19 protein-coding genes and 1 pseudogene are annotated in these 21,772 nt (G+C 68.9%); 14 read left to right on the top strand and 6 right to left on the bottom strand.

Features of this window, described 5'->3' with window-relative positions; translation table 11 throughout:
- Positions 1-2: 2 nt before the first annotated feature.
- Positions 3-677, bottom strand: a complete 675-nt coding sequence (locus HA630_RS12220; RefSeq protein ID WP_166835063.1) for a hypothetical protein — start codon at positions 675-677, stop codon at positions 3-5.
- Between the two features lie 141 nt (positions 678-818).
- Here HA630_RS12220 and HA630_RS12215 point away from each other — a divergent pair, with 141 nt between their 5' ends.
- The 3 genes from HA630_RS12215 to HA630_RS12205 all read left to right on the top strand — a co-directional run bounded on the left by HA630_RS12215 (position 819) and on the right by HA630_RS12205 (position 3,434).
- Positions 819-1,550 (top strand): response regulator transcription factor, encoded by a 732-nt coding sequence (locus HA630_RS12215; protein WP_166835061.1) that lies wholly within the window; start codon positions 819-821, stop codon positions 1,548-1,550.
- 85 nt (positions 1,551-1,635) lie between these two features.
- Positions 1,636-2,538: a dienelactone hydrolase family protein gene (locus HA630_RS12210; protein ID WP_166835059.1), complete on the top strand. Its 903-nt coding sequence runs from the start codon at positions 1,636-1,638 to the stop codon at positions 2,536-2,538.
- Positions 2,539-2,597: 59 nt separating this feature from the next.
- Positions 2,598-3,434 carry a ZIP family metal transporter gene (locus tag HA630_RS12205; protein ID WP_166835031.1) on the top strand — a complete coding sequence of 279 codons (837 nt, stop codon included), beginning with the start codon at positions 2,598-2,600 and terminating at the stop codon, positions 3,432-3,434.
- 38 nt (positions 3,435-3,472) lie between these two features.
- On the opposite strand, the gene HA630_RS12200 is transcribed toward HA630_RS12205, so the two are convergent.
- Positions 3,473-4,345, bottom strand: a complete 873-nt coding sequence (locus HA630_RS12200) for a sulfurtransferase (RefSeq protein WP_371809246.1) — start codon at positions 4,343-4,345, stop codon at positions 3,473-3,475.
- A 4-nt stretch (positions 4,346-4,349) separates the two neighbouring features.
- Positions 4,350-5,501: an aromatic ring-hydroxylating dioxygenase subunit alpha gene (locus tag HA630_RS12195; RefSeq protein ID WP_166835029.1), complete on the bottom strand. Its 1,152-nt coding sequence runs from the start codon at positions 5,499-5,501 to the stop codon at positions 4,350-4,352.
- 202 nt (positions 5,502-5,703) lie between these two features.
- Here HA630_RS12195 and xseB point away from each other — a divergent pair, with 202 nt between their 5' ends.
- The 7 genes from xseB to dut all read left to right on the top strand — a co-directional run bounded on the left by xseB (position 5,704) and on the right by dut (position 13,087).
- On the top strand, positions 5,704-5,946 hold the full coding sequence (gene xseB, locus HA630_RS12190) for an exodeoxyribonuclease VII small subunit (RefSeq protein WP_166835027.1): 243 nt from the start codon (positions 5,704-5,706) through the stop codon (positions 5,944-5,946).
- Positions 5,943-6,866, top strand: coding sequence for a polyprenyl synthetase family protein (locus HA630_RS12185; RefSeq protein WP_166835025.1), 924 nt, complete (start codon positions 5,943-5,945; stop codon positions 6,864-6,866). The genes xseB and HA630_RS12185 overlap by 4 nt, the downstream gene beginning before the upstream one ends.
- A gap of 33 nt (positions 6,867-6,899) precedes the next feature.
- Positions 6,900-8,792: a 1-deoxy-D-xylulose-5-phosphate synthase gene (gene dxs / locus HA630_RS12180; protein WP_166835023.1), complete on the top strand. Its 1,893-nt coding sequence runs from the start codon at positions 6,900-6,902 to the stop codon at positions 8,790-8,792.
- 151 nt (positions 8,793-8,943) lie between these two features.
- The gene (locus HA630_RS12175; RefSeq protein ID WP_166835021.1) at positions 8,944-10,071 is read left to right on the top strand and encodes a TRAP transporter substrate-binding protein; all 1,128 of its coding nucleotides are present in this window, start codon (positions 8,944-8,946) and stop codon (positions 10,069-10,071) included.
- 151 nt (positions 10,072-10,222) lie between these two features.
- Complete coding sequence (locus HA630_RS12170) at positions 10,223-10,822, top strand: TRAP transporter small permease subunit (RefSeq protein ID WP_166835019.1); 600 nt, start codon at positions 10,223-10,225, stop codon at positions 10,820-10,822.
- Positions 10,819-12,627: a TRAP transporter large permease subunit gene (locus HA630_RS12165; protein ID WP_166835017.1), complete on the top strand. Its 1,809-nt coding sequence runs from the start codon at positions 10,819-10,821 to the stop codon at positions 12,625-12,627. Before HA630_RS12170 ends, HA630_RS12165 begins: the two co-directional genes overlap by 4 nt.
- A gap of 10 nt (positions 12,628-12,637) precedes the next feature.
- Complete coding sequence (dut, locus tag HA630_RS12160; protein ID WP_166835015.1) at positions 12,638-13,087, top strand: dUTP diphosphatase; 450 nt, start codon at positions 12,638-12,640, stop codon at positions 13,085-13,087.
- Between the two features lie 69 nt (positions 13,088-13,156).
- On the opposite strand, the gene HA630_RS12155 is transcribed toward dut, so the two are convergent.
- Positions 13,157-13,660, bottom strand: a complete 504-nt coding sequence (locus HA630_RS12155; protein WP_166835013.1) for a peptidylprolyl isomerase — start codon at positions 13,658-13,660, stop codon at positions 13,157-13,159.
- Positions 13,661-13,674: 14 nt separating this feature from the next.
- On the opposite strand from HA630_RS12155, the gene HA630_RS12150 reads away from it, so the two are divergent.
- From HA630_RS12150 to HA630_RS12140, 3 genes are all read left to right on the top strand, one after another.
- Entirely contained in the window at positions 13,675-14,850 is a 1,176-nt protein-coding gene (locus HA630_RS12150) for a cupin domain-containing protein (protein ID WP_166835011.1), read from the top strand.
- The gene (locus HA630_RS12145) at positions 14,843-15,358 is read left to right on the top strand and encodes a hypothetical protein (protein WP_166835009.1); all 516 of its coding nucleotides are present in this window, start codon (positions 14,843-14,845) and stop codon (positions 15,356-15,358) included. The genes HA630_RS12150 and HA630_RS12145 overlap by 8 nt, the downstream gene beginning before the upstream one ends.
- Positions 15,359-15,570: 212 nt before the next feature.
- Complete coding sequence (locus HA630_RS12140; protein WP_166835007.1) at positions 15,571-15,825, top strand: hypothetical protein; 255 nt, start codon at positions 15,571-15,573, stop codon at positions 15,823-15,825.
- A gap of 170 nt (positions 15,826-15,995) precedes the next feature.
- Here HA630_RS12140 and argA read toward each other — a convergent pair whose 3' ends face one another.
- On the bottom strand, positions 15,996-17,345 hold the full coding sequence (gene argA, locus HA630_RS12135; protein ID WP_166835005.1) for an amino-acid N-acetyltransferase: 1,350 nt from the start codon (positions 17,343-17,345) through the stop codon (positions 15,996-15,998).
- Positions 17,346-17,433: 88 nt separating this feature from the next.
- Between argA and hrpA the strand changes: the two genes are divergently transcribed.
- Positions 17,434-21,600: an ATP-dependent RNA helicase HrpA gene (gene hrpA, locus HA630_RS12130; RefSeq protein WP_166835003.1), complete on the top strand. Its 4,167-nt coding sequence runs from the start codon at positions 17,434-17,436 to the stop codon at positions 21,598-21,600.
- Between the two features lie 46 nt (positions 21,601-21,646).
- On the opposite strand, the pseudogene HA630_RS23690 reads toward hrpA, so the two are convergent.
- Positions 21,647-21,772: pseudogene (locus tag HA630_RS23690) on the bottom strand (methionine aminotransferase); the annotation flags it as partial.

Below are 21,772 nucleotides of genomic sequence, written 5' to 3'. Positions count from 1 at the left end.
CGTCAGCGCGTGGCGGTGGCCAGGCCCATGGCCAGGGCCTGGGCCGGGCCGTAGGTGTCAACCGTGCGGCAGTCGGCGGCCAGCAGCTTCTGGTACACCGCCGTGGCGGTGGGGCCGGGCAGCATGGCGCGCAGGTAGCGCGTCACGGTCAATTGCTGGCCGCGGCTGGGTTCGCTCTGGCAGCTTTGGTGGCCAAAGTCGTGGTCGGACGGGATCTGGCTGAAGGCGATGCGCGCCGCCGTGGGTGCCTCCGGCAGCACGCGCTGGGTGCCGGCGGCAAACACCATCAGGCAGGCCGTGGGGCAGGCGCTGCCGGCTTGCACTTGGGTGTCGTAGCCGCGGTTGCGCAGCATGGCGCCCAGGGTGATGGCATCGCCCAGCAGGGCCGGGCCGGCGTCCAGCACCAGGCGCTTGTGGGTGCAGCGCGGGGTGTCCAGGTCTTGCAGCGCGGCCGGCATGCGGCGTACCGTGCCGGCGTGGATTTCGCCGTGCAGGGCGATAGTGCAAGCGGCGGTCCGGGTGTCCGTCACCAACCGGCCGCCTTCGTAGTGGTGGGTGTTCACGCCCCCGGCAGGGGCCACGGTGGCTGGCGGGCGTGGTGCAGTGTCGGGCGGCAGCGGGTTGGCACAGCCAGCCAACACCAAAGCCCCGGCACCGAGGGCGACGTTCCATTGCATGGCCGCATCTTAGCCCAGCCCGCACTGGCAGCGGCATGGAGCGTCCGGGTGGACGGCCCATGGGCAGGGTGGCTGGCCCAGGGAGAAACCTACCAAGCGGCCTGGCTGAATCCATTTGGCTGTTTTGTTGGTATAGCAGGCATGAACCCATCCACCCACCCCACCGCCGCCATTCGTGTCGCCCCCCCCCATACCGCCGCCTGGTCCGTGCCCGACGCCGTGCGGGTGTTGGTGGTGGCCTTGCCCCTGTCTGCCTGGGGGTTGGTGCGCTTGATCGAGTCCCAGCCTTCCCCGCTGTGCAGTGTGGGTGTGGTGGCTTCGGTGGGCGAAGCCGTGGAGCACCTACCGGCCCTGCGGCCGGATGTGGTGCTGGTCGATCTGGATGGCGAGGAGGGAGCCGAAACGTTGACGGCTCTTCAGGCGCAGACCTCGGCCAAGGTGCTGGTCGTCACCAGTTCGTCCCACACCGCGCTCCACGACCGCGCGGTGCTCGCCGGTGCACGTGGGGTGGTGGCCAAGCGCGAAGCGCCCGATGTGCTGTTGCGGGCGCTGGTCAAAGTCCACGCGGGGGAGGTCTGGATCGATCGCAGCGCCACCGGTCGCATTTTTCAGGAGCTGTCGCGGCAGAAAGCCCACCGCCCCGAAGACCCGGCCCAGGCCCGTTTGGCCTTGCTGACGGCGCGGGAACGTCAAATGGTGGCCGCTCTGGCGGCCGATGCCGCCGCGCCGGGCAAGGTGTTGGCGCAGCGCATGCAGATCAGCGAAAACACCTTGCGCAACCACCTCACATCCATTTACAGCAAACTGCAGGTGAGCAACCGGGTAGAGCTGTATGCTTTTGCCCACCGCCTGGGCCTGGCCGCCGAGGCCTGAGGTCACCCGCCCGGTGGGGCGCACACGGAGGGAACCGAGGCGACGCAGCGGGCTCTGAACCCCCATTGCCCAAGGAGACCCGCCCATGCCCACCCGCCTCTGCGTCGAAACCGAACTGTTGCCCTTGCTGCCCGGCGCCGGCCCGGTCGGTGGCGCCACCCGCCGCACCGCGCTGAAGGCGGTGCTGGGCGCGGGCTACGCGGCCGCCGCTTTGCCGATTGCCGCGCAAACCGTGGTGAACACGCCGGCCGACGGCCTGACCGTGGGCGAGGTGACGGTGGCCGTGAACGGGGTGGGCGTGCCGGTGTACCGGGCCGCGCCCGCCGGCCGCACCGGCCTGCCGGTGGTGCTGGTGCTGTCAGAAATTTTCGGGGTGCACGACTACATTGCCGACACCGCGCGCCGCTTTGCCCGCGCCGGCTACCTGGCGCTGGCGCCCGAACTGTTTGTGCGCCAGGGGGACGCGCAGGGCTACGGCGAAATGGCCAAGCTGATCGCCGAGGTGATTTCGCAGGTGCCCGACGCCCAGGTGGCGGCCGACCTGGACGCCTGCATCGACTGGGCCGCGGCCCACGGCGGCGACGCGAACAGGGTGGCCGTGACCGGCTTCTGCTGGGGCGGTCGCCAGACCTGGCTGTACAGCGCGCACCAGCCGCGCGTCAAAGCCGGGGTGGCCTGGTACGGCCGGTTGGTGGGCCAGACCGGGCCGCTCACGCCGGTGAACCCGCTGGACGTGGCCGCCCGCCTGCACGCCCCGGTGCTGGGCCTGTACGGCGGGGCCGATACCGGCATTCCGCTGGACACGGTGGCGCAGATGGAGGCCGCACTGGCGCAGGGCAGCGCGGCGGCCCGGGCCTCGCGCATCGTGGTGTACCCCGACGCGCCGCACGCCTTCCACGCCGACTACCGCAGCAGCTACCGCCAGGGCCCCGCCGAAGACGGCTGGCGCCGCTGCCTGGCCTGGCTGGCCCAGCACGGCGTGGCCTGAACCGGGGGGCTTGACGGATCGGGTACAGTGGAAACCCTGATCCGTTTCACTCCCCTGACATGACCTTGTTTGCAATTTTGCTGGGCACCGTGGCCGCCGGTGTGGGCAGCGTGTGGCTGGCTGCGGCCCTGAGCCTGGGCCTGCTGGCCCGCTACACCCAGCACATGCTGAGCCTGGCGGCGGGTGCGCTGCTGGCCACCGCCTTCATGCACCTGCTGCCTGAGGCGTTCGAGAGCGAGGCCGGCGCCCACGAACTGTTTACCCTGCTGCTGGCGGGGCTGGTGTTCTTCTTTCTGCTGGATAAAGCCGAACTGTGGCACCACGGCCACGAGCACCACCACGGGGCGCCAGAACACCCCAACGGCCACCGCCACCACGCGCACGCCAGCGCCCATGCCCACGCGGGGCACCGCCACGAACACCACGATCACAGCCACAGTCCGCGCAGCGGTGCCTGGGCGGTGCTGGCCGGCGACAGCGTGCACGCTTTTGGCGACGGCATTTTGATCGCCTCGGCTTTCCTGGCCGACATGCGGCTGGGCGTGGTGGCCGCGCTGGCGGTGCTGGCGCACGAAGTGCCGCACCACATGGGCGACCTGGTGGTGCTGCGCCACACCTCGGGCACGCGGCGGGCGGCCATCGTCAAGGTGTCGCTGGCCGGCACGGTCACGGCCGTGGGCGGCCTGGTGGGCTATGCCCTGGTGACGCAACTGTCCGACTACCTGCCGTACTTTCTGGTGGTCGCGTCCAGCAGTTTTGTCTACGTGGCACTGGCCGATTTGATTCCCCAGCTGCAGAAAAAGCTGGGCCTGCGCGAGACCGCGGCCCAGGTGTTGTGGCTGCTGGTGGGCATTGCCCTGGTGACAGGTGTCAGCGGCCTGGCGCATTCGCACTGAGGCCGGTGCCCGGGCTGCCGCCCGGGGCCCTCAGGGGTTCAGCCGCGGGCGCAGGGTGCGCCGGGCGTCCGGCACCATTCGCTCCAGCTGCCGGGGAACAGGGTGGTGCGGCCCAGGCCGGCCAGTTCCATGGCCAGCACGTTGGGGGTGGCGGTGACGCCACTGCCGCAGTGGTGCACCACGCTGTCGGGCGCGCGGCCGGCCAGCAGTTGCTCAAATTCCGCGCGCAGTTGTGCGGCGGGCTTGAAGCGGCCGTCGGGCAAGAAGTTGTCGGTGAACGGGCGGTTCAAGGCACCGGGCAGGTGGCCCGCCACCGGGTCCAGCGGTTCCACCTCGCCGCGAAAGCGTGGGGCGGCCCGCGCGTCCAGCACGGTCTGGGTGGGGTGGCCCAGTTGCTGCAGCACCTCGGCGGCGCCACGCATGGGGGCGGCGCTGGGGCGCAGTGCGAAGGTGCCCTCGGCCGGCAGGTGGGTGGGGGTGCCGGTTTCCACCGCGCCGCCGGCGGCCTGCCAGGCGGGCAGGCCACCGTCCAGCACGGCCACGGCCTCGTGGCCGCACCACTTCAGCATCCACCAGAGCCGGGCGCAAAAGGTCGCGCCCTGGCGGTCGTACACCACCACCTGCATGTCGGGCATCAGCCCTTGGCGGCGCAGCCGCGCGGCGAAGGTGTCGCGGCTGGGCAGGGGGTGGCGCCCGCCCGAGGCGGCGTCGGGTGCGCCGCTGTGGTCGCTCAGGTCCCGGTCCAGGTGCTGGTACAGGGCGCCGGGCAGGTGGGCCTGGGCGTACAAGGCGGCGCCGGCGGCCGGGTCGGCCAGGTCGAAGCTGCAGTCGAACACCCGCAGCGGCTGGCCGCTGGCCTGCAGGGCCATGAGCTGCGCCGGGGTGATGAGGGTGGTGTAGGGCGCGGCCACGGGCTCAACCTGGCAGGTGTTCGCCCAGCTTGGCGCGGTACCACTCGTGGAAGTGCTGCATGCCGTCTTCCATCGGGCTCTGGTAAGGACCGACTTCGCTGGTGCCGCGCTCAAACAAGGCTTTGCGGCCCGCGTCCATGCGCTCGGCGATCTCGTCGTCCTCGATGCAGGTTTCCATGTAGGCGGCGCGTTGCGCTGCCATGAATTCGGGCTCGAAGGCGGCGATTTCTTCGGGGTAGTAGAACTCGACCATGTTCATGGTTTTGTCCACGCTCAGGGGGTGCAGGGTGGACACGGTGAGCACGTGCGGGTACCACTCCACCATGATGTGGGGGTAGTAGGTCAGCCACACGGCGCCTTGTTCGGGCAGCTCGCCGTTGCGGTAGGCCATCAGCACCTCGTGCCACTTCTGGTAGGTGGGGCTGCCGCTTTTGCCCAGCAGGTTTTGCACGCCCACCGTCTGCACCGAGTATTCGGGCTTGAACTCCCACTGCAGGTCGTCGCAGGTGACGAAGTTGCCCAGCCCGGGGTGGAAGGGCACCACGTGGTAGTCCTCCAGATACACCTCGATGAAGGTCTTCCAGTTGTAATTGCAGGTGTGCAGCTCCACGTGGCCCAGCACCATGCCGTCAAAACTCAGCGTGGACGCGGGGCCCATGTTCGCCAGATCGGCGGCGATGTCGCGGCCGTTGTCTTCAAACAGCAGGCCGTTCCATTCGCGCAGCGGGTAGCGCTGCAGGTTCAGGCAGGGGTCTTGCGCGAAGTGGGGCGCGCCGATGAGTTCGCCCAACTGGCCCATGGCCGAGCCGCCGCTGTAGGTCCAGCGGTGCAGCGGGCACACGATGTTGCCGGCGGCGTGGCCGGCTTTGGCTTCGCCCAGGTTGCCACGCCCTTTGAGCATGACGGCCTGGCGGTGGCGGCAGACGTTGCTGACCAGTTCCACCCCTTGGGCGGTGCGCACCAGGGCGCGGCCTTCGCCTTCTTGGGGCAAGGCATAGTAGTCGCCGACGTTGGGAACGGCGTTGGTGTGCCCCACATATCGGGGCCCGCGCTGAAAGATGGTCTCCAGTTCGCGCCGGAACAGCGCCTCATCAAAATAACTGGAAACGGGCAATTGGCTTGCGGCCTGCTGCAATTGAAGACTCAAATCAGACATGAGGGTCCTGACCTAAAGACTCCCCCTATGAAGGGGCAGGGAAGCGCTTTATGAGACGAGTGAACGAATCAGCGCGGGAAGGGTGAAACAACTCCCATTGAGTTGGAAAGGGAGCGGGATTGTACCCCGGGGGGGTGGATGCGCCTAAAATCCAAGGCTTTGCCCGCCGCCTTGGTGGCCGGCCGACGACACCACCGCCTTCATGCCCAAAACCACCGCCCCCACCGCCCCGGCCCAGCCCGCCAGCTACGAAGCGGCCGTGCAGGAACTCGACGCCCTGGTGGCGCGCCTGGACGCCGGCCAGCTGCCACTGGACGAGCTGCTGACGCAGTACCAACGCGGCGCCCAACTGCTGGCCTACTGCCGCGAGAAGCTGGACGCGGTGGAGCAGCAGATCCAGGTGATGGACGGGGGCGAGCTGAAAAACTGGACGGCTGGCGCATGACGGCCCCCCAGACGCTGCCCCCGCTGGACTTTGCCGCCTGGACCGCCCGGCAACTGGCCGCGGTGGAGCGCGCCCTGGAGGCATTGGTGCCCGCCGACGCCCCGGCCGGCCTGGGCGAGGCCATGCGCTACGCCGTGCTGGACGGCGGCAAGCGCCTGCGCCCCCTGCTGACCCTGGCCACCGCCCAGGCCGTGGCCGGCGACCCGGAGGCCGCGCTGCCCGAGCCGGCCTTGCGCGCGGCCTGCGCGGTGGAACTGATCCACGCCTATTCGCTGGTGCACGACGACCTGCCCTGCATGGACAACGACGTGCTGCGCCGGGGCAAGCCCACGGTGCACGTGCGTTTTGGCGAAGCCCAGGCCCTGCTGGCCGGCGACGCCCTGCAGGCCCTGGCCTTTGAGCTGTTGCTGCCCGAAGCGGCGGCGCTGGACGAGGTACTGGCCGCGCGCCTGTGCCGCACCCTGGCGCGCGCCGCCGGCCACGAAGGCATGGCGGGCGGGCAGGCCATCGACCTGGCCGGGGTGGGGCAGGTACTGACCCAGCCCCAGCTGGAAGACATGCACCGCCGCAAGACCGGCGCCTTGCTGCTGGCCAGCGTGCGGCTGGGGGCACTGGCCGCCGGTGCCGCCGCCCGCCAGTGCGAGGCGCTGGACGCCTACGGCCGCGCCCTGGGCCTGGCCTTCCAGGTGGTGGACGATGTGCTCGACGTGACCGCCGACTCCGCCACCCTGGGCAAGACCGCCGGCAAGGACGCCGCCGCCGACAAGCCCACCTTCGTGGCCCTGCTGGGCCTGGACGGGGCGCGGGCCTACGCCGACGGCCTGCTGGCGCAGGCCCTGGAGGCGCTGGACCGCGCCGGCCTGCCCGACCCCCGCGCCCTGGCGCAACTGGCCCACGGCGTGGTGCAACGCACCCACTGACCCCGGCCCGAACCCGAACTAGACACCCCATCCATGACCGGACTGCTCGACACCATCCAAGCCCCCGCCGACCTGCGCCGCCTGCCGCGCAGCGCGCTGCGCCCCCTGGCCGACGAGCTGCGCGAGTTCCTGCTGCACAGCGTGGCCAAGACCGGCGGGCACCTCAGCTCCAACCTGGGCACGGTGGAGCTGACCGTGGCGCTGCACTACGTGTTCGACACGCCGCACGACCGCATCGTCTGGGACGTGGGCCACCAGACCTACCCGCACAAAATCCTGACCGGCCGGCGCGACCGCATGCCCACCCTGCGCCAGCTGGGCGGCATCAGCGGCTTTCCGCTGCGCAGCGAAAGCGAGTACGACGCCTTCGGCACCGCGCACTCGTCCACCAGCATTTCGGCCGCGCTGGGCATGGCCCTGGCCGCCAAACAGAAGGGCGAACACCGGCACGCCATCGCCGTCATCGGCGACGGCGCCATGACCGCCGGCATGGCTTTTGAGGCGCTGAACAACGCCGGCGTCAGCGACAGCCGGCTGCTGGTCATCCTCAACGACAACGACATGTCCATCAGCCCGCCGGTGGGCGCGCTCAACCGCTACCTGGCGCAGCTGATGAGCGGGCGCTTTTACTCCGCCGCCAAGCACGTGGGCAAGCAGGTGCTGAGCGTGGCGCCGCCGCTGTTCGAGTTGGCCAAGCGGTTGGAAGAACAGGCCAAGGGCATGGTGGTGCCGGCCACGCTGTTCGAGAAGTTCGGCTTCAACTACATCGGTCCCATCGACGGCCACGACCTCGACAGCCTGGTCCCGACGCTGGAAAACATCCGCGAACTGGACGGCCCGCAGTTCCTGCACGTGGTGACCAAAAAAGGCCAGGGCTACAAACTGGCCGAGGCCGACCCGATCGCTTACCACGGCCCCGGCAAGTTCGACCCCAGTGTGGGCCTGCAGCAGCCCGCCCAGGCGCCCAGGCCCACCTTCAGCCAGGTGTTCGGCCAGTGGCTGTGCGACATGGCCGCGCACGATGCGCGGCTGGTCGGCATCACCCCGGCCATGCGGGAAGGCTCGGGCATGGTGGAGTTCCACCGCCGTTTCCCCGAGCGCTACCACGACGTGGGTATTGCCGAGCAGCACGCGGTGACCTTCGCCGCCGGCCTGGCCTGCGAAGGCCTCAAGCCCGTGGTGGCCATTTATTCCACCTTCTTGCAGCGCGCCTACGACCAGCTGGTGCACGACGTGGCCCTGCAGAACCTGCCGGTGGTGTTCGCGCTGGACCGTGCTGGCTTGGTGGGCGCCGACGGCCCGACCCACGCCGGGGCCTACGACATTCCCTTCCTGCGCTGCGTGCCCAATGTCTCCATCGCCTGCCCGGCGGACGAGGCCGAGTGCTACGGCCTGCTGTCCACCGCCCACGAGCAAAACCACCCGGTGGCGGTGCGTTACCCACGCGGCACCGGCGCCGGCACGGCCTTGCCCACCACCCTGGCCGGCCTGCCGTTTGGCCAAGGCGAGGTGCGCCGCCGTGGCCGCGGCGTGGCCATCCTGGCTTTTGGCACCCTGCTGTACCCGGCGCTGGAGGCCGGAGCGGCCCTGAACGCCACCGTGGCCAACATGCGCTGGGCCAAGCCGCTGGACACCGATCTGTTGCGCGAACTGGCCCGCGACCACGAAGCCCTGGTGACGGTGGAAGAGGGCGCCTTGCCCGGCGGCGCCGGCTGTGCCGTGCTGGAGGCCTTGCAGGCCGCCGGCCTGACGGTGCCCGTGCTGACCCTGGGCCTGCCGGACCGCTTCATCGAGCATGGCGACCCGGCCAAGCTGCTGGCCCTACTGGGGCTGGACGCCGCCGGCATCGAGCGCAGCGTGCGCGAACGCTTCGGGGCGGCCTTGCAGGCAGAGGCCCATTTGAAAATAGTTGGCGCCAGCGACTGATGTTTGAAATCTTTTTGTGCGCGTCGGTGGTCCGATCGGGTTAACCCGGCAAAACGGGCCTTCGACTTTCCTTACAATCATTTCACCTGCCATTCTTGGCAAGTCGGGCCTGTGCCCGGATGAAACAACAACCCATTTGGAGTCAACAGACATGGATCGTCGCTCATTGATCGCCGGGTCCGGCGCCATCGGCCTGGCCGGCCTGCTCGCCGCCTGCGGCAAGAAAGAGGAAGCCGCCGCTCCCGCAGCCGCTCCTGCTGCCCCGGCTGTGGCCACCGGTGACACGGTGCGCTGGCGCATCGCCTCCAGCTTCCCCAAGGCGCTGGACACCATTTACGGTGGCGCCGAGGTGTTCGCCAAGGCCGTGAACGACATGTCCGGCGGCAAGTTCCAGATCTCGGTGCACCCCGGTGGCGAACTGGTGCCCCCGTTCGGTGTGGTCGATGCGGTGCAACAAGGCACCGTGGAAGCGGCCCACACCTGTGCCTACTACCACATCGGCAAGGACGACACCTTTGCCATGGGCACCGCCATCCCCTTCGGCCTCAACAGCCGCCAGCTGACCTCGTGGATGTACCACGGCAACGGCCTCAAGCTGTTCCGCGAGTTTTACGACCAGTACAACATCATCAACTTCCCTTGCGGCAACTCCGGTGCCCAGATGGGCGGCTGGTTCCGCAAGGAAATCAAGGGCGTGGGCGACATCAACGGCCTGAAGATGCGCCTGGGCGGCTTCGCTGGCAAGGTGCTGTCGCGCCTGGGCGCGGTGCCCCAGGCCATCCCGGGTGGTGAAATTTACCAGGCGCTGGAGCGCGGCACCATCGACGCCTGCGAATGGGTCGGCCCCTACGACGACGAAAAACTGGGCTTCAACAAAGTCGCCCCGTTCTACTACTACCCCGGCTGGTGGGAGGGCGGCGCCCAGATCGACCTCTACATCAACAAAGAGGCGTACAACAAGCTGTCGGCCGAGAACAAAGCCATCGTGGAAGCCGCCGCGGCCTACGCCCACACCGACATGCAGGCCAAGTACGACGCCCTGAACCCGCCGGCGCTCAAGCGCCTGGTGGCGTCGGGCACCAAGGTGCTGCCCTTCCCCAAGAGCACCATGGACGCCGCGTTCAAGGCCGCCAACGAGCTGTACACCGAGCTGAGCGACACCAACGCCAACTGGAAAAAGATCTACAGCGACTACGCGGAATTCCGCCGCGATCAGAACCTGTGGTTCCGCTTCACCGAAGGCCTGTTCGACAACTACATGCAGAACTCCCGCCTGTGAGCGGCGGGTTGACGGCCTGAACCGAGCCCCGCGCCAGCGCGGGGCTTTTTTTGCTTGACCCGAACCGGTGTCTGGCGGGAACCCCCGCCAGGCCCCACGGTTCTGAGCCAGAAGCCCAGAACCACGCCCCGTGTGAGCGGAGGACCCGACCATGAAATCTTTGATGCTCATTGCCCGCGGCATAGACCTGCTCAACGGCACCATCGGCAAACTGGCCATGTGGCTGATTTTGGCGGCGACGCTGATCAGCGCGGGCAACGCCATCTCGCGCAAGGCGTTCAACCTGAGTTCCAACGCCTTTCTGGAAATCCAGTGGTACCTGTTCGCCGCCGTGTTCATGCTGGGCGGGGGCTATGCCTTTCTGCGCAACGCCCACGTGCGCATCGACGTGCTGTCGGGCCGCCTGTCGCCCCGTGCGCGCAACTGGATCGACGTGGTCGGCATCCTGGTGTTCCTGTTCCCGCTGTGCTACATGTTGGCCAGCATGGGCTGGCCGGTGTTTGCCCGGGCTTGGGCCAGCGGTGAGATTTCTTCCAGCGCCGGCGGCCTGGTGCGCTGGCCGGTGTACGGCCTGATTCCGCTGGGCTTTGCCTTGCTGGCGCTGCAGGGTCTGTCCGAACTGATCAAACGGCTGAACTTCCTGTTCTGCGCCGGTCCGGACCCCTTGAGCCACACCGGCCCCAGCGAAACCGAACTGCTGGCCCAGGAAATTGCCGCCGCCGAAAAAGCCGCCGCCGGAGCCCACAAATGACCGAGCTGATGTCCAACCAATTCGTCCCCATGATGTTCATGGGGCTGATGTTCTTCCTGCTGGCGGGTTTCCCGGTGGCGTTTTCGCTGGCGGCCACCGGGCTGTTCTTTGGCCTGGTGGGCATGGAGTTGGGCCTGTTCCCCCAGACCCTGTTCAACGCGCTGCCGCTGCGTGTCTTTGGCATCATGCAGAACGACACGCTGCTGGCCATCCCCTTCTTCACGCTCATGGGCATCATCCTGGAGCGCAGCCGCATGGCCGAGGACCTGCTGGAGACCATCGGCCAGGTGTTCGGGCCGCTGCGCGGTGGCCTGGGCATTGCCGTGGTGCTGGTGGGCGCGCTGCTGGCCGCCACCACCGGCGTGGTGGCCGCGGCCGTCATTTCCATGGGCCTGATCTCGCTGCCCATCATGCTGCGCAACGGCTACAACCGCGCCATCGCCACCGGCACCATCACCGCGTCGGGCACGTTGGCGCAGGCGCTGCCGCCGTCGCTGGTGCTCATCGTGCTGGCCGACCAGCTCGGCCGCTCGGTCGGTGACATGTACGCCGGCGCCCTGATCCCCGGCCTGATGCTGGTGGGGCTGTACCTGGTGTTCATGGTGGGGGTGGCGCTGTTCAAGCCCGACTGGGTGCCGGCCCTGCCGCCCGAGGCGCGCATCTACAACGAAGCCAACGGCAACAGCGGCCACCGCTCGCTGTTCGTGCTGCTGGCCATCGCCGGTGGCGTGGCCTATGCGTGGTCGCAGGTGCACAGCGGGCTGATGCAGCGCTGGTTCGAGCGCAGCGGCGACGCCCCGTCGGACGAAACCTTCATCATCTCGGCGCTGGTGGCCGCCATGGTGGCGCTGGTGCTGGCCCTGCTGAACAAACTGCTGCGGCTCAACCTGGTGTCGCGCCTGGCGCAGCAGGTCACCTTTGTGCTGATTCCGCCGCTGGTGCTGATCTTCCTGGTGCTGGGCACCATTTTCCTGGGCGTGGCCACGCCGACCGAAGGCGGCGCCATGGGTGCGATCGGCGCCTTGATCATGGCCCTGGCGCGGCGCCGGCTCTCGCTGTCGCTGCTGATGCAGGCCCTGGAAAACAGCACCAAGCTGTCGATCTTCGTGATGTTCATCCTGATCGGCTCGACGGTGTTCAGCTTCACCTTCAACGCCGCCGACGGCCACATCTGGGTGGAGCACCTGTTCGACAAGCTGCCGGGCGGCCAACTGGGCTTCCTCATCTTCGTCAACCTGCTGGTGTTTGGCCTGGGCTTCTTCATCGATTTCTTCGAGATCGCCTTCATCGTCATCCCGCTGCTGGCGCCGGTGGCCGAGAAGCTGGACATCAACCTGATCTGGTTCGGCATCATCATCGCGATGAACCTGCAGACGTCCTTCCTGACGCCGCCGTTCGGCTTTGCGCTGTTCTACCTGCGCAGCGTGGCCGCGCGCAACGACTACACCGACGAGGTGACCGGCAAGCGCATCAAGGCGGTGACCACCGAGCAGATCTACAAAGGCTCGATCGCCTTCATCGCGCTGCAACTGCTGATGGTGGCGGTGCTGCTGTGGCAGCCGTCGCTGGTGACCGGGCAGCTCAAGCAGGCGCAGGCCGTGGACGAGTCGGCGGTGCGCGACCAGTTGCTGAACATGCCAGGGTTCGACAGCGGCGGTTTTGGCAACTCCCCCTGGGGCAACGAGGAGGAGGCGCCAGACCCGGCCGAGGACGCTGCGCCTGCCCCGGCCGACGGCGCCGCCGCACCCCTGACCCAGACCATCGACCCGCTGCAGGCCCTGCAGGAGTCGATGCGCAAACCCTGAGCCCGCGCCCATGCAGATCGACGTGAAAATCCTGGACGGGCGGTTGCGCGAGCAGCCCCCGGCCTACGCCACCGCTGGCAGCGCCGGGCTGGACCTGCGTGCCTGCCTGGACGCGCCGCTGACCCTGGCGCCCAACGCCTGGCAGTTGGTGCCCACCGGCATGGCCATCCACCTGGCCGACCCGGGCTACGCGGCCCTGATCCTGCCGCGTTCGGGCTTGGGGCACAAGCACGGCATCGTGCTGGGCAACCTGGTGGGCCTGATCGACAGCGACTACCAAGGCCAGCTCATGGTGAGCGCCTGGAACCGCAGCGACGTGGCCTTCACCATCGAGCCGATGGAGCGGATCGCGCAGCTGGTGATCGTGCCGGTGCTGCAGGCCCGCTTCAACTGGGTGGACGACTTTGGCGCCGCCACCGAGCGTGGGGTGGGCGGCTACGGCTCCACCGGCCGGGGCTGACCGCTGGGTCCCGCCCGACTGGCCAGGGCTGCCCGCCGGTTGGGGCAGGGTATCTGGCCCGGTGGCGCATCAGGCGCCGGGTGGGGTGTCCAGCTTGAAAAAACCGGTGCCCAGGGTGCCCTGGCCCACCTCTTCCAGCGTGGCTTCGCGCACCGCATGCACCTTGAGCGCGATGCGCAGCGCGATGCCGGCCAGCGGGTGGTTGGCGTCCATCACCACGTGTTCCGGGTAGATCTCGCTCACAAAGTACAGCCGGTCGGCCGGGGCGGCCGGGTTGCAGCCAGGGGGCAGGCCCTCGAAGGCCATGCCTTCTTCCAGTTCCGCCGGGAAGCAGCTGCGCGGTTCCAGGTAGAGCAGTTGGTCGTCGAAATCGCCGAAGGCGTGCTCGGGCTCCAGGTGCAGCTCCAGCACGTCGCCCACGGCGTGGCCCTGCAGGGCCTCGTCGATCTTGGCCAGCAGGTCGTGGCCACCGACGAGGAATTCCGTCGGTTCGTCCAGTTCGTCCAGCGCTTCGCCCAAGGTGTCTTTCAGCGTCCAGGTCAACGACACGACGCATTGCGGGTTGATTTTCATCGGACAATTGTCCCATGACTTCCCCCCAAGCCCGCCACCCCGCCACCGCGACTGCGCCTTTGCCCGACACCCCCCTGGCCCTGCTCGGTGGCCTGACGCCGCGCCAGTTCATGCGCCGGCACTGGCAGAAAAAGCCGCTGCTGATCCGCCAGGCCATGCCCGGTTTTGCCCCGCTGCTGGACCGCGCCGAGTTGTTTGCGCTGGCCGGGCAGGAAGGGGTGGAGTCGCGCGCCATCGTGCGGCAGGCCGGGGGCGACTGGCGCCTGAGCCACGGCCCCTTGGCGCGCAAGGCGCTGCCGCCGTTCAAGCAGCCGGCCTGGACGCTGCTGGTGCAGGGCGTGGACCTGCACGTGGACGCGGTGCACCGGCTGATGCAGGGCTTTCGCTTCGTGCCCGACGCCCGGCTCGACGACCTGATGATTTCCTGGGCCAGCGAAGGCGGCGGCGTGGGCCCGCACTTCGACAGTTACGACGTGTTCCTGCTGCAGGCCAGCGGCAAGCGCCACTGGCGCATCGGCCGGCAGAAGGACCTGACCCTGCAGGAGGGCGTGCCCCTGAAGATCCTGCAGCATTTTGAGCCCGAGGAAGAGTGGGTGCTGGAGCCGGGCGACATGCTCTACCTGCCGCCCAAGTGGGCCCACGACGGCGTGGCGGTGGACGGCGAGTGCATGACCTATTCGGTGGGTTTCCGCGCGCCGCAGCGCGGCGGCCTGGCCGGCGAGCTGGCGCTGCGCCTGGCCGACGAACACGAGGACGAGGTGCTCTACCGCGATCCGCAGCAGGTCGCGACCGACCAGCCCGCCGCCGTGCCCGCCGGGTTGCTGGACTTTGCCCGCGACGGCCTGCAGCGCCTGCTGGCCGACGACCAGGCGCTGGGCTGCGCCCTGGGCGAGGTGCTGACCGAACCCAAACCCAAGGTCTGGTTCGAGGAGCCGGTCGAGGCCTGGGCCACCGGCGCGGTGCGGCTCGACCGCCGCACCCGCATGCTGTACGACGAGCGCCACATCTTCATCAACGGCGAGGCCTTCCGGGCCGGGGGGCGCGATGCGCGCCTGATGCGCGAGCTGGCCGACCGGCGTGGGCTGGACGCCGAGCGCGTGCAGCGCGCCAGCGCCGAGGCCCAGGCCCTGCTGGCCGACTGGCACGACGCCGGTTGGCTGCACTTGGACCCCGAGGTGGGTGGTGACTGACCAGCCGGAGCACCCGGACCCGCCGGGCTGGCCCGCCGACGGTCGGCACAGCGGCCGTGCCGACTTCCAGCAGGCCTTGCGCGCCTGCATCGCCCAGGCCCAGGCCGAGCGGGTGGGGCAGATGTGGTGGTGCGACCCCGACTTTGCCGACTGGCCCTTGCACGAGGCCGCGGTGGTGGCGCAACTGCAGGCCTGGAGCCTGGCCGGTGGACGTTTGCGCATGCTGGCCAGCGATTTCCGCCATGTGCAGGCCCATGCCCCGCGTTTCTTGCGTTGGCGCCAGCTGTGGGACCACCGCTTCGAGGCCCGTGCCACCGGCCGCAGCCGTTGGGCCGAAACGCCGTCGCTCTGGCTGGGCGGCGAGCGGCTGCTGCTGCGGCTGGACGCAGTGGGCAGCGCCTTCTTCGTCACCACCGAGCGGGCACGCCGTGCCCAAACCGAAGAGCGGCTGCAGTCGCTGTGGCAGCAGTCGGTGGTGGCGCTGCCGGCCAGCACCCTGGGCTTGTGAACGCCACAGGTGTTGCAAGATGGCAACGAAGTTGCAACCGTTTGAAAATATTTTTTTTGAGGGTTAACCCGGGTTCTTTTGCGCATTATGATGCGCTCCGAGCTGGTGCATGTCTAGGTCACTGTGGTGCATTGGTTCCACCGGGTTTGTCCATCGGGGGGGCGGATACGGTGATTGCAAATCGCTCCCGGGTCCTTATACGCATTCACATCATGAACAAGTCTCTCGTCATCGCCGCCGTCATGGCCGCCGCAGTTCTGGCCGCTTGCGGCAAGAAAGAAGAAGCCGCTGCACCCGCAGTGGAAACCACCGCTCCCGCTGCCGCTCCGGCCGCTGACGCTGCTGCCCCCGCTGCTCCGGCCGCCGACGCCGCTGCCGCTCCGGCCGCTGACGCTGCTGCTGCCCCCGCCGCTCCGGCCGACGCCGCCGCTGCTCCGGCCGCTCCTGCCGAAGAGAAAAAGCAGTGATGTGTTGAGGGCGCAAGCCCTCACGCCACTCAAAAAACCGCCTCGCGTTTGCCGGGCGGTTTTTTTGCGTCTGAACCCTGGTCTGTACCGCTGCGGCGGGCTTGGCGGGCCCGCCGGACGGCTTGAGCGGGCGTGGGCTGTGGGCCGAGGTGGCCCCGGCCGTGTCAGGCTCAGTTCAGCTTTTTGACCAAGACGCGGCTGCGCCGGTCCCAGTTGTATTTGCGCTTGCGCGCCTCGGGCAGCCAGTCGGCGTCCACCGGCTGGAAGCCGCGCTTGATGAACCAGTGCATGGTGCGGGTGGTGAGCACGAAGATGCTTTCCAGGCCCATGTAGCGGGCCCGTTGCTCGATGCGTTTGAGCACCTTTTCGCCATCGCCCTGGCCCTGCGCCTGGGGCGACACCGTCAGCGCCGCCATTTCGGCGGTGCGGGCTTCCGGGTAGGCGTACAGCGCCGCGCAGGCGAAGATCACCCCGTCGTGCTCGATGATGGTGTAGTTGGCCACGTCGCGCTCGATTTCGGTGCGGCTGCGTTTGACCAGGGTGCCGTCCTTCTCGAACGGTTCGATCAGCTGCAGGATGCCGCCCACGTCGTCGGCGCTGGCTTCGCGCAGTTCTTCCAGCTTTTCGTCCACCACCATGGTGCCGATGCCGTCGTGCACGTACACCTCCAGCAGCAGCGCGCCGTCCACCGCGAACGGGATGATGTGGCTGCGTTCCACGCCCGCTTTGCAGGCTTTCACGCAGTGCTGCAGGTAAAAGCCCACGTCGGTCGGCAAATGGCTGGGCGGCAGCTCGGCCAGGATGTTTTCGGCCTGGGCCAGCGGCAGTTCGGTGTCGATGGGGTTGTCTTCGCTGTCGGGCCGGTGCGGGTCCATGCGGATGCCCGGGATTTCCGTCACAAACAGCAGCTTGTCGGCCTGCAGCGCGATGGCCACACTGGTCGCCACCTCCTCCATGCTGAGGTTGAAGGCCTCGCCGGTGGGCGAGAAGCCGAAGGGTGACAGCAGCACCATCGCGCCCATGTCCAGGGTGCGCATCAGGCCGCCCACGTCCACCTTGCGCACCAGGCCGGAGTGCTGGAAGTCGATGCCGTCCACGATGCCCACCGGCCGCGCGGTGATGAAGTTGCCCGAGATGACGCGCACCGTGGCGCCGGCCATGGGGGTGTTGGGTAGGCCCTGGCTGAAGGCAGCCTCGATTTCGTAGCGCAGCTGGCCGGCGGCTTCCTGGGCGCAGTCCAGCGCCACCTCGTCGGTGATGCGGATGCCGTTGTGGTAACGCGCTTCGTGCCCCTTGGCGCGCAGCTGTTCGTTCACCTGCGGCCGAAAGCCGTGCACCAGCACCACGCGCACGCCCATGCTCTGGATGAGGGCCAGGTCTTGCGCCAGGTTGGGCAGCTTGCCGGCGGCAATCGCCTCGCCCGGAATGCCCACCACAAAGGTCTGGTTGCGGAACTTGTGGATGTAGGGCGCCACCGAACGGAACCAGGGCACGAAGGTGAAGTTGAAGACCGTGGACATGTCAGGGCAAAGTGGGCGGCCACCGCGTGGCGCAGACCCCTAGGATAATCGCAAGCTTCGCCTTTTCCGGGCCCCGCCCCGTTCCGCCTTGACCGCCACCGCTTTGAAGATCGAGTTTCCCGAATCCCTGCCCGTCTCGGGCAAGCGCCACGAGATCGAGGCGGCGCTGCGCGCGCACCAGGTGGTGATCGTCTGCGGCGAAACCGGCTCGGGCAAGACCACCCAACTGCCTAAGATCGCGCTGGCCATGGGGCGCGGCGGGCAGGCGCAGCGCCAGGCCTTGGCCGCGGGCGCGGCGGCCGGGGCTGCGGCCGCCCAGGCCGAGGGCGAGGCGCGGGGTGCGCGCGGTGGACGCAGCGGCGGGCGGCCCGCACGCCCCCAGCTGATCGGCCACACCCAGCCGCGCCGCATCGCCGCCAGTTCGGTGGCCACGCGCATCGCCGAGGAGTTGCAAACCCCGCTGGGCGAGGTGGTGGGCTACAAGGTGCGCTTCAACGACCGCCTCGGGAAAAACGCCTCGGTCAAGCTGATGACCGATGGCATCCTGCTGGCCGAAACGCAAACCGACCCGCTGCTGCAGGCCTACGACACCCTCATCATCGACGAGGCGCACGAGCGCAGCCTGAACATCGACTTCCTGCTGGGCTACATCAAGCAGATCCTGCCGCGCCGCCCGGATTTGAAGGTGATCGTCACCTCGGCCACCATCGACGCCGACCGCTTTGCGCGGCACTTCGCTTCGCGCCACGGACCGGCGCAGGTGATCCTGGTGTCGGGCCGCACCTTCCCGGTGGAGCAGCGCTACCGCCCGTTCGAGGAGTCGCGCGAGCACGACCTGAACGACGCCATCGCCGACGCGGTGGACGAACTCTGGCGCGGTGGCGCCCAGGCGGGCGACATTTTGGTGTTTTTGCCTGGTGAGCGCGAGATCCGAGAGGCCGCCGACCACCTGCGCAAGCACCTGGCCCACGTGCCGGCGCTGCGCAGCGCCGAGGTGCTGCCTTTGTTCGCGCGCCTGAGCGCCGCCGAGCAGGACCAGATTTTCAAACCCCACGGTCAGCGCCGCATCGTCATCGCCACCAACGTGGCCGAAACCTCGCTGACCGTGCCCGGCATCCGTTACGTCATCGACGCCGGCACCGCACGGGTCAAGCGCTACAGCCTGCGCAGCAAGGTCGAGCAGTTGCTGGTGGAGCCGATCAGCCAGGCCGCGGCCAACCAGCGCGCCGGCCGCTGCGGTCGGGTGGCCGACGGCATCTGCATCCGCCTGTACGACGAGGCCGATTTCAACGCCCGCCCGCGCTTCACCGACCCGGAAATTCTGCGCTCCTCGCTGGCGGCGGTGATTCTGCGGATGAAGTCGTTGCACCTGGGGCAGGTCGAGGATTTTCCGTTCCTGGAAGCGCCTTCGCGCCGCGCCATCACCGACGGCTACCAGCTGTTGCAGGAGCTGGGCGCGGTGGACGAGTTCAACGCCCTCACGCCCCTGGGCGCCGAACTGGCCAAGCTGCCGCTGGACCCGCGCGTGGGCCGCATGATTCTGGAGGCGCGCAACCGCCATGCCCTGGACGAGGTGCTGGTGATCGCCAGCGCGTTGAGCGTGCAGGACGTGCGCGAACGCCCGATGGAGGCGCAAGCCCAGGCCGACCAGGCCCACGCCAAGTTCGACGACGAGAAAAGCGAGTTCACCAGCTACCTGAAGCTGTGGCACTGGCTGGAGACCGCGCGCGGCGGCAAGCCCGCGGCACCCCAGGCGGCGGCTGCGCCCGCGCCCAGCCACGGCCCGATCGGCTTTGCCGAGCTGAAGGCCTTGCGGCGCCAGGCGCCCACGTCCGGCGGTCCGGCGGTGCCTACCGCCGGCGCCACCCACAAGCTCAGCCACCGCCAGTACGAGGCGCTGCTGCGGCAGAACTTCATCAGCGTGCGCCGGGTGCGCGAGTGGCGCGACATCCACAGCCAGCTCCACACCGTGGTGGCCGAACACGGCTGGCAGCTCAACACCGCCCCGGCCAGCTACGAGCAGCTGCACCTGTCCATGCTGTCCGGGTTGCTGGGCAACCTCGGCTGCAAGCACGACACCGAGGACGTGTACCTGGGGGCGCGCGGCATCAAGTTCCACCGCCACCCGGGCGCGCACCTGAGCAAGCGCCCGGGCCGCTGGATCGTCTGTGCCGAACTGGTGGAGACCGCGCGCCTGTTCGGGCGCGGCATCGCCGCCATCGAGCCGCAATGGCTGGAACAGGTGGGCGCGCACCTGCTGAAAAAGCAGATGCTGGACCCGCACTGGGAAAAGAAGGCGGCCGAGGTGGTGGGCTACGAACGCGCCACGCTCTACGGCCTGGTGGTGTATCAGCAGCGCCGCGTGCACTACGGCCGGGTGGACCCGGTGGGCGCGCGCGACATCTTCATCCGCGAAGCGCTGGTGGCCGGCCTGTACGAAGACACCTGGCCGGCCGAGGCGCTGGCGCGCCTGCCCTTCCTGGCCGCCAACCGCAAACTCATCCGCCAGGTGCAGGAACTGGAGCACAAGTCGCGCCGGCAGGACGTGCTGGTGGACGACGCCCTGATCCACGCTTTCTACGACAGCCAGTTGCCACCCGAGGTGTGCAGCGGCCGCGAGCTGGAGCGCTGGTACCGCGACGCGGCGCGCCAGCAGCCCAAGCTGCTGCAGCTGACGCGCGAGGAGCTGATGCGCCACGAGGCCGCCGGGGTGACCGGCAACGCCTTCCCCAAAACCGTGAAGCTGGGCGGGGTGGACTGCAGCGCCAGCTACCTGCACGAGCCGGGCGACCCGAAAGACGGCCTGACCGTGGCCGTGCCGCTGTTCGTGCTGAACCAGGTGAGCGAGGAGCGCTGCGAGTGGCTGGTGCCCGGCATGCTGAAAGACAAGGTCCAGGCCCTGCTGAAAAGCCTGCCGCAAAAGCCGCGCGCCCGGCTGGTGCCCCTGCCCGACAGCGCCGAGCAGATCGCTGCCGCGCTGACCGGCCCCGAGCGCTGGGGCCAAGGCAGCCTGACCGACGCGCTGCTGAAAGAGGTGCGGCAGATGGCCGGCCTGGACGTCCAGCGCAGCGACTTCAAGCTCGACATGCTGCAGCCGCACCAGTTCATGAACCTGCGCGTGGTGGACGAACACGGCCGCCAGTTGGGCCAGAGCCGCAACCTGCCGGCGCTCAAGGCCGAGTGGGGGGCCAAGGCCCGCGGCGCTTTCCAGGCCCTGGCCCAGCTCAAGCTGGCTGGCCAGACCGAGGCACCCCGGCACGCCGCGGCCCCCGAGGCGGCGGCATCGGCAGGGGGGGATACCTCCGCGCCGGGCCGCGCTGGCGCGGCCCCTGCGGTGCGGTCCACGGCCGCTGGCGCGGCGGCGGCCCAGCCGGCCCCGGGCAGCGGCCCCGCCGCCGCGGACGGCACCCTGCGCCACACCGCCTGGACCTTCGGCGACTGGCCCGAGATCATGGAAATCCGCCAGGGCGGCCAGACGCTGATCGGCTTTCCGGCGCTGATCGACCTGGGCGACGCGGTGGCCATCCAGGTGTTCGACGAACCCGACGTGGCCGCGCGCAAGCACCGCAGCGGCCTGCGCCGGCTGTTCGCCCTGCAGCTGAAGGACGCGCTCAAGTACCTGGAGAAAAACATCCCCGACCTGCAGAAAATGGCTGTGGCTTACATGGCCTTGGGCACGCAGGAGGAGCTGCGCGAGCAGATCATCGGCGTGGCGATGGAGCGCGCCTTTTTGGCCGAACCGCTGCCCGCCCACGAGGCCGACTTCAAGCGCCGGCTGGACGAGGGCCGGGGCCGGCTGACGCTGATCGCCCAGGAAGTGGCGCGCCTGTGCGGCACCGTGTTGCAGGAGCACGCCGCCGCCGCGCGCAAGCTCAAAGACACCAGGCAGGCCCCCGACGCGGTGGCCGACGCCAGCCAGCAACTGCAACGCCTGGTGGGCAAGCGCTTTCTGGCCGAGACGCCCTGGAGCGCGCTGCAGCACCTGCCGCGCTACCTCAAGGCCATCGTGCTGCGGCTGGACAAGCACCGCAGCGACCCGGCGCGCGACACCACCCGCATGGCCGAGGTCAAGGCCCAGGAGCAGCGCTACTGGCGCTTGTTGGCCGAGCGCAAGGGCGTGCGCAACGAGCGCATGGACGAGTTCCGCTGGCTGCTGGAAGAGTTCCGGGTCAGCCTGTTCGCCCAGGAGTTGCGCACACCGCAGCCGGTCAGCGCCAAACGGCTGGACAAGGTCTGGGCCCAGATCGCGCAGTGAGCGCGGGCCCAGCCTGTGCCTCGCCGCACTACCGGGGCGACTGGGGTCACAACCGGGCCAGCCGCTCCAGCGCGCGTTGCAGGGTGGCGTCCTGCTTGGCAAAGCAAAAGCGCACCACGCGCTGGTCGAAGCCGTTGCCGTAAAACGCCGACAGCGGGATGGCCGCCACCCC

Source organism: Aquabacterium sp. A08 (genome assembly GCF_011742065.1).
The sequence above is the reverse complement of the archived record's forward strand: the minus strand, read 5'-3'. Positions and strand labels throughout refer to the sequence as shown.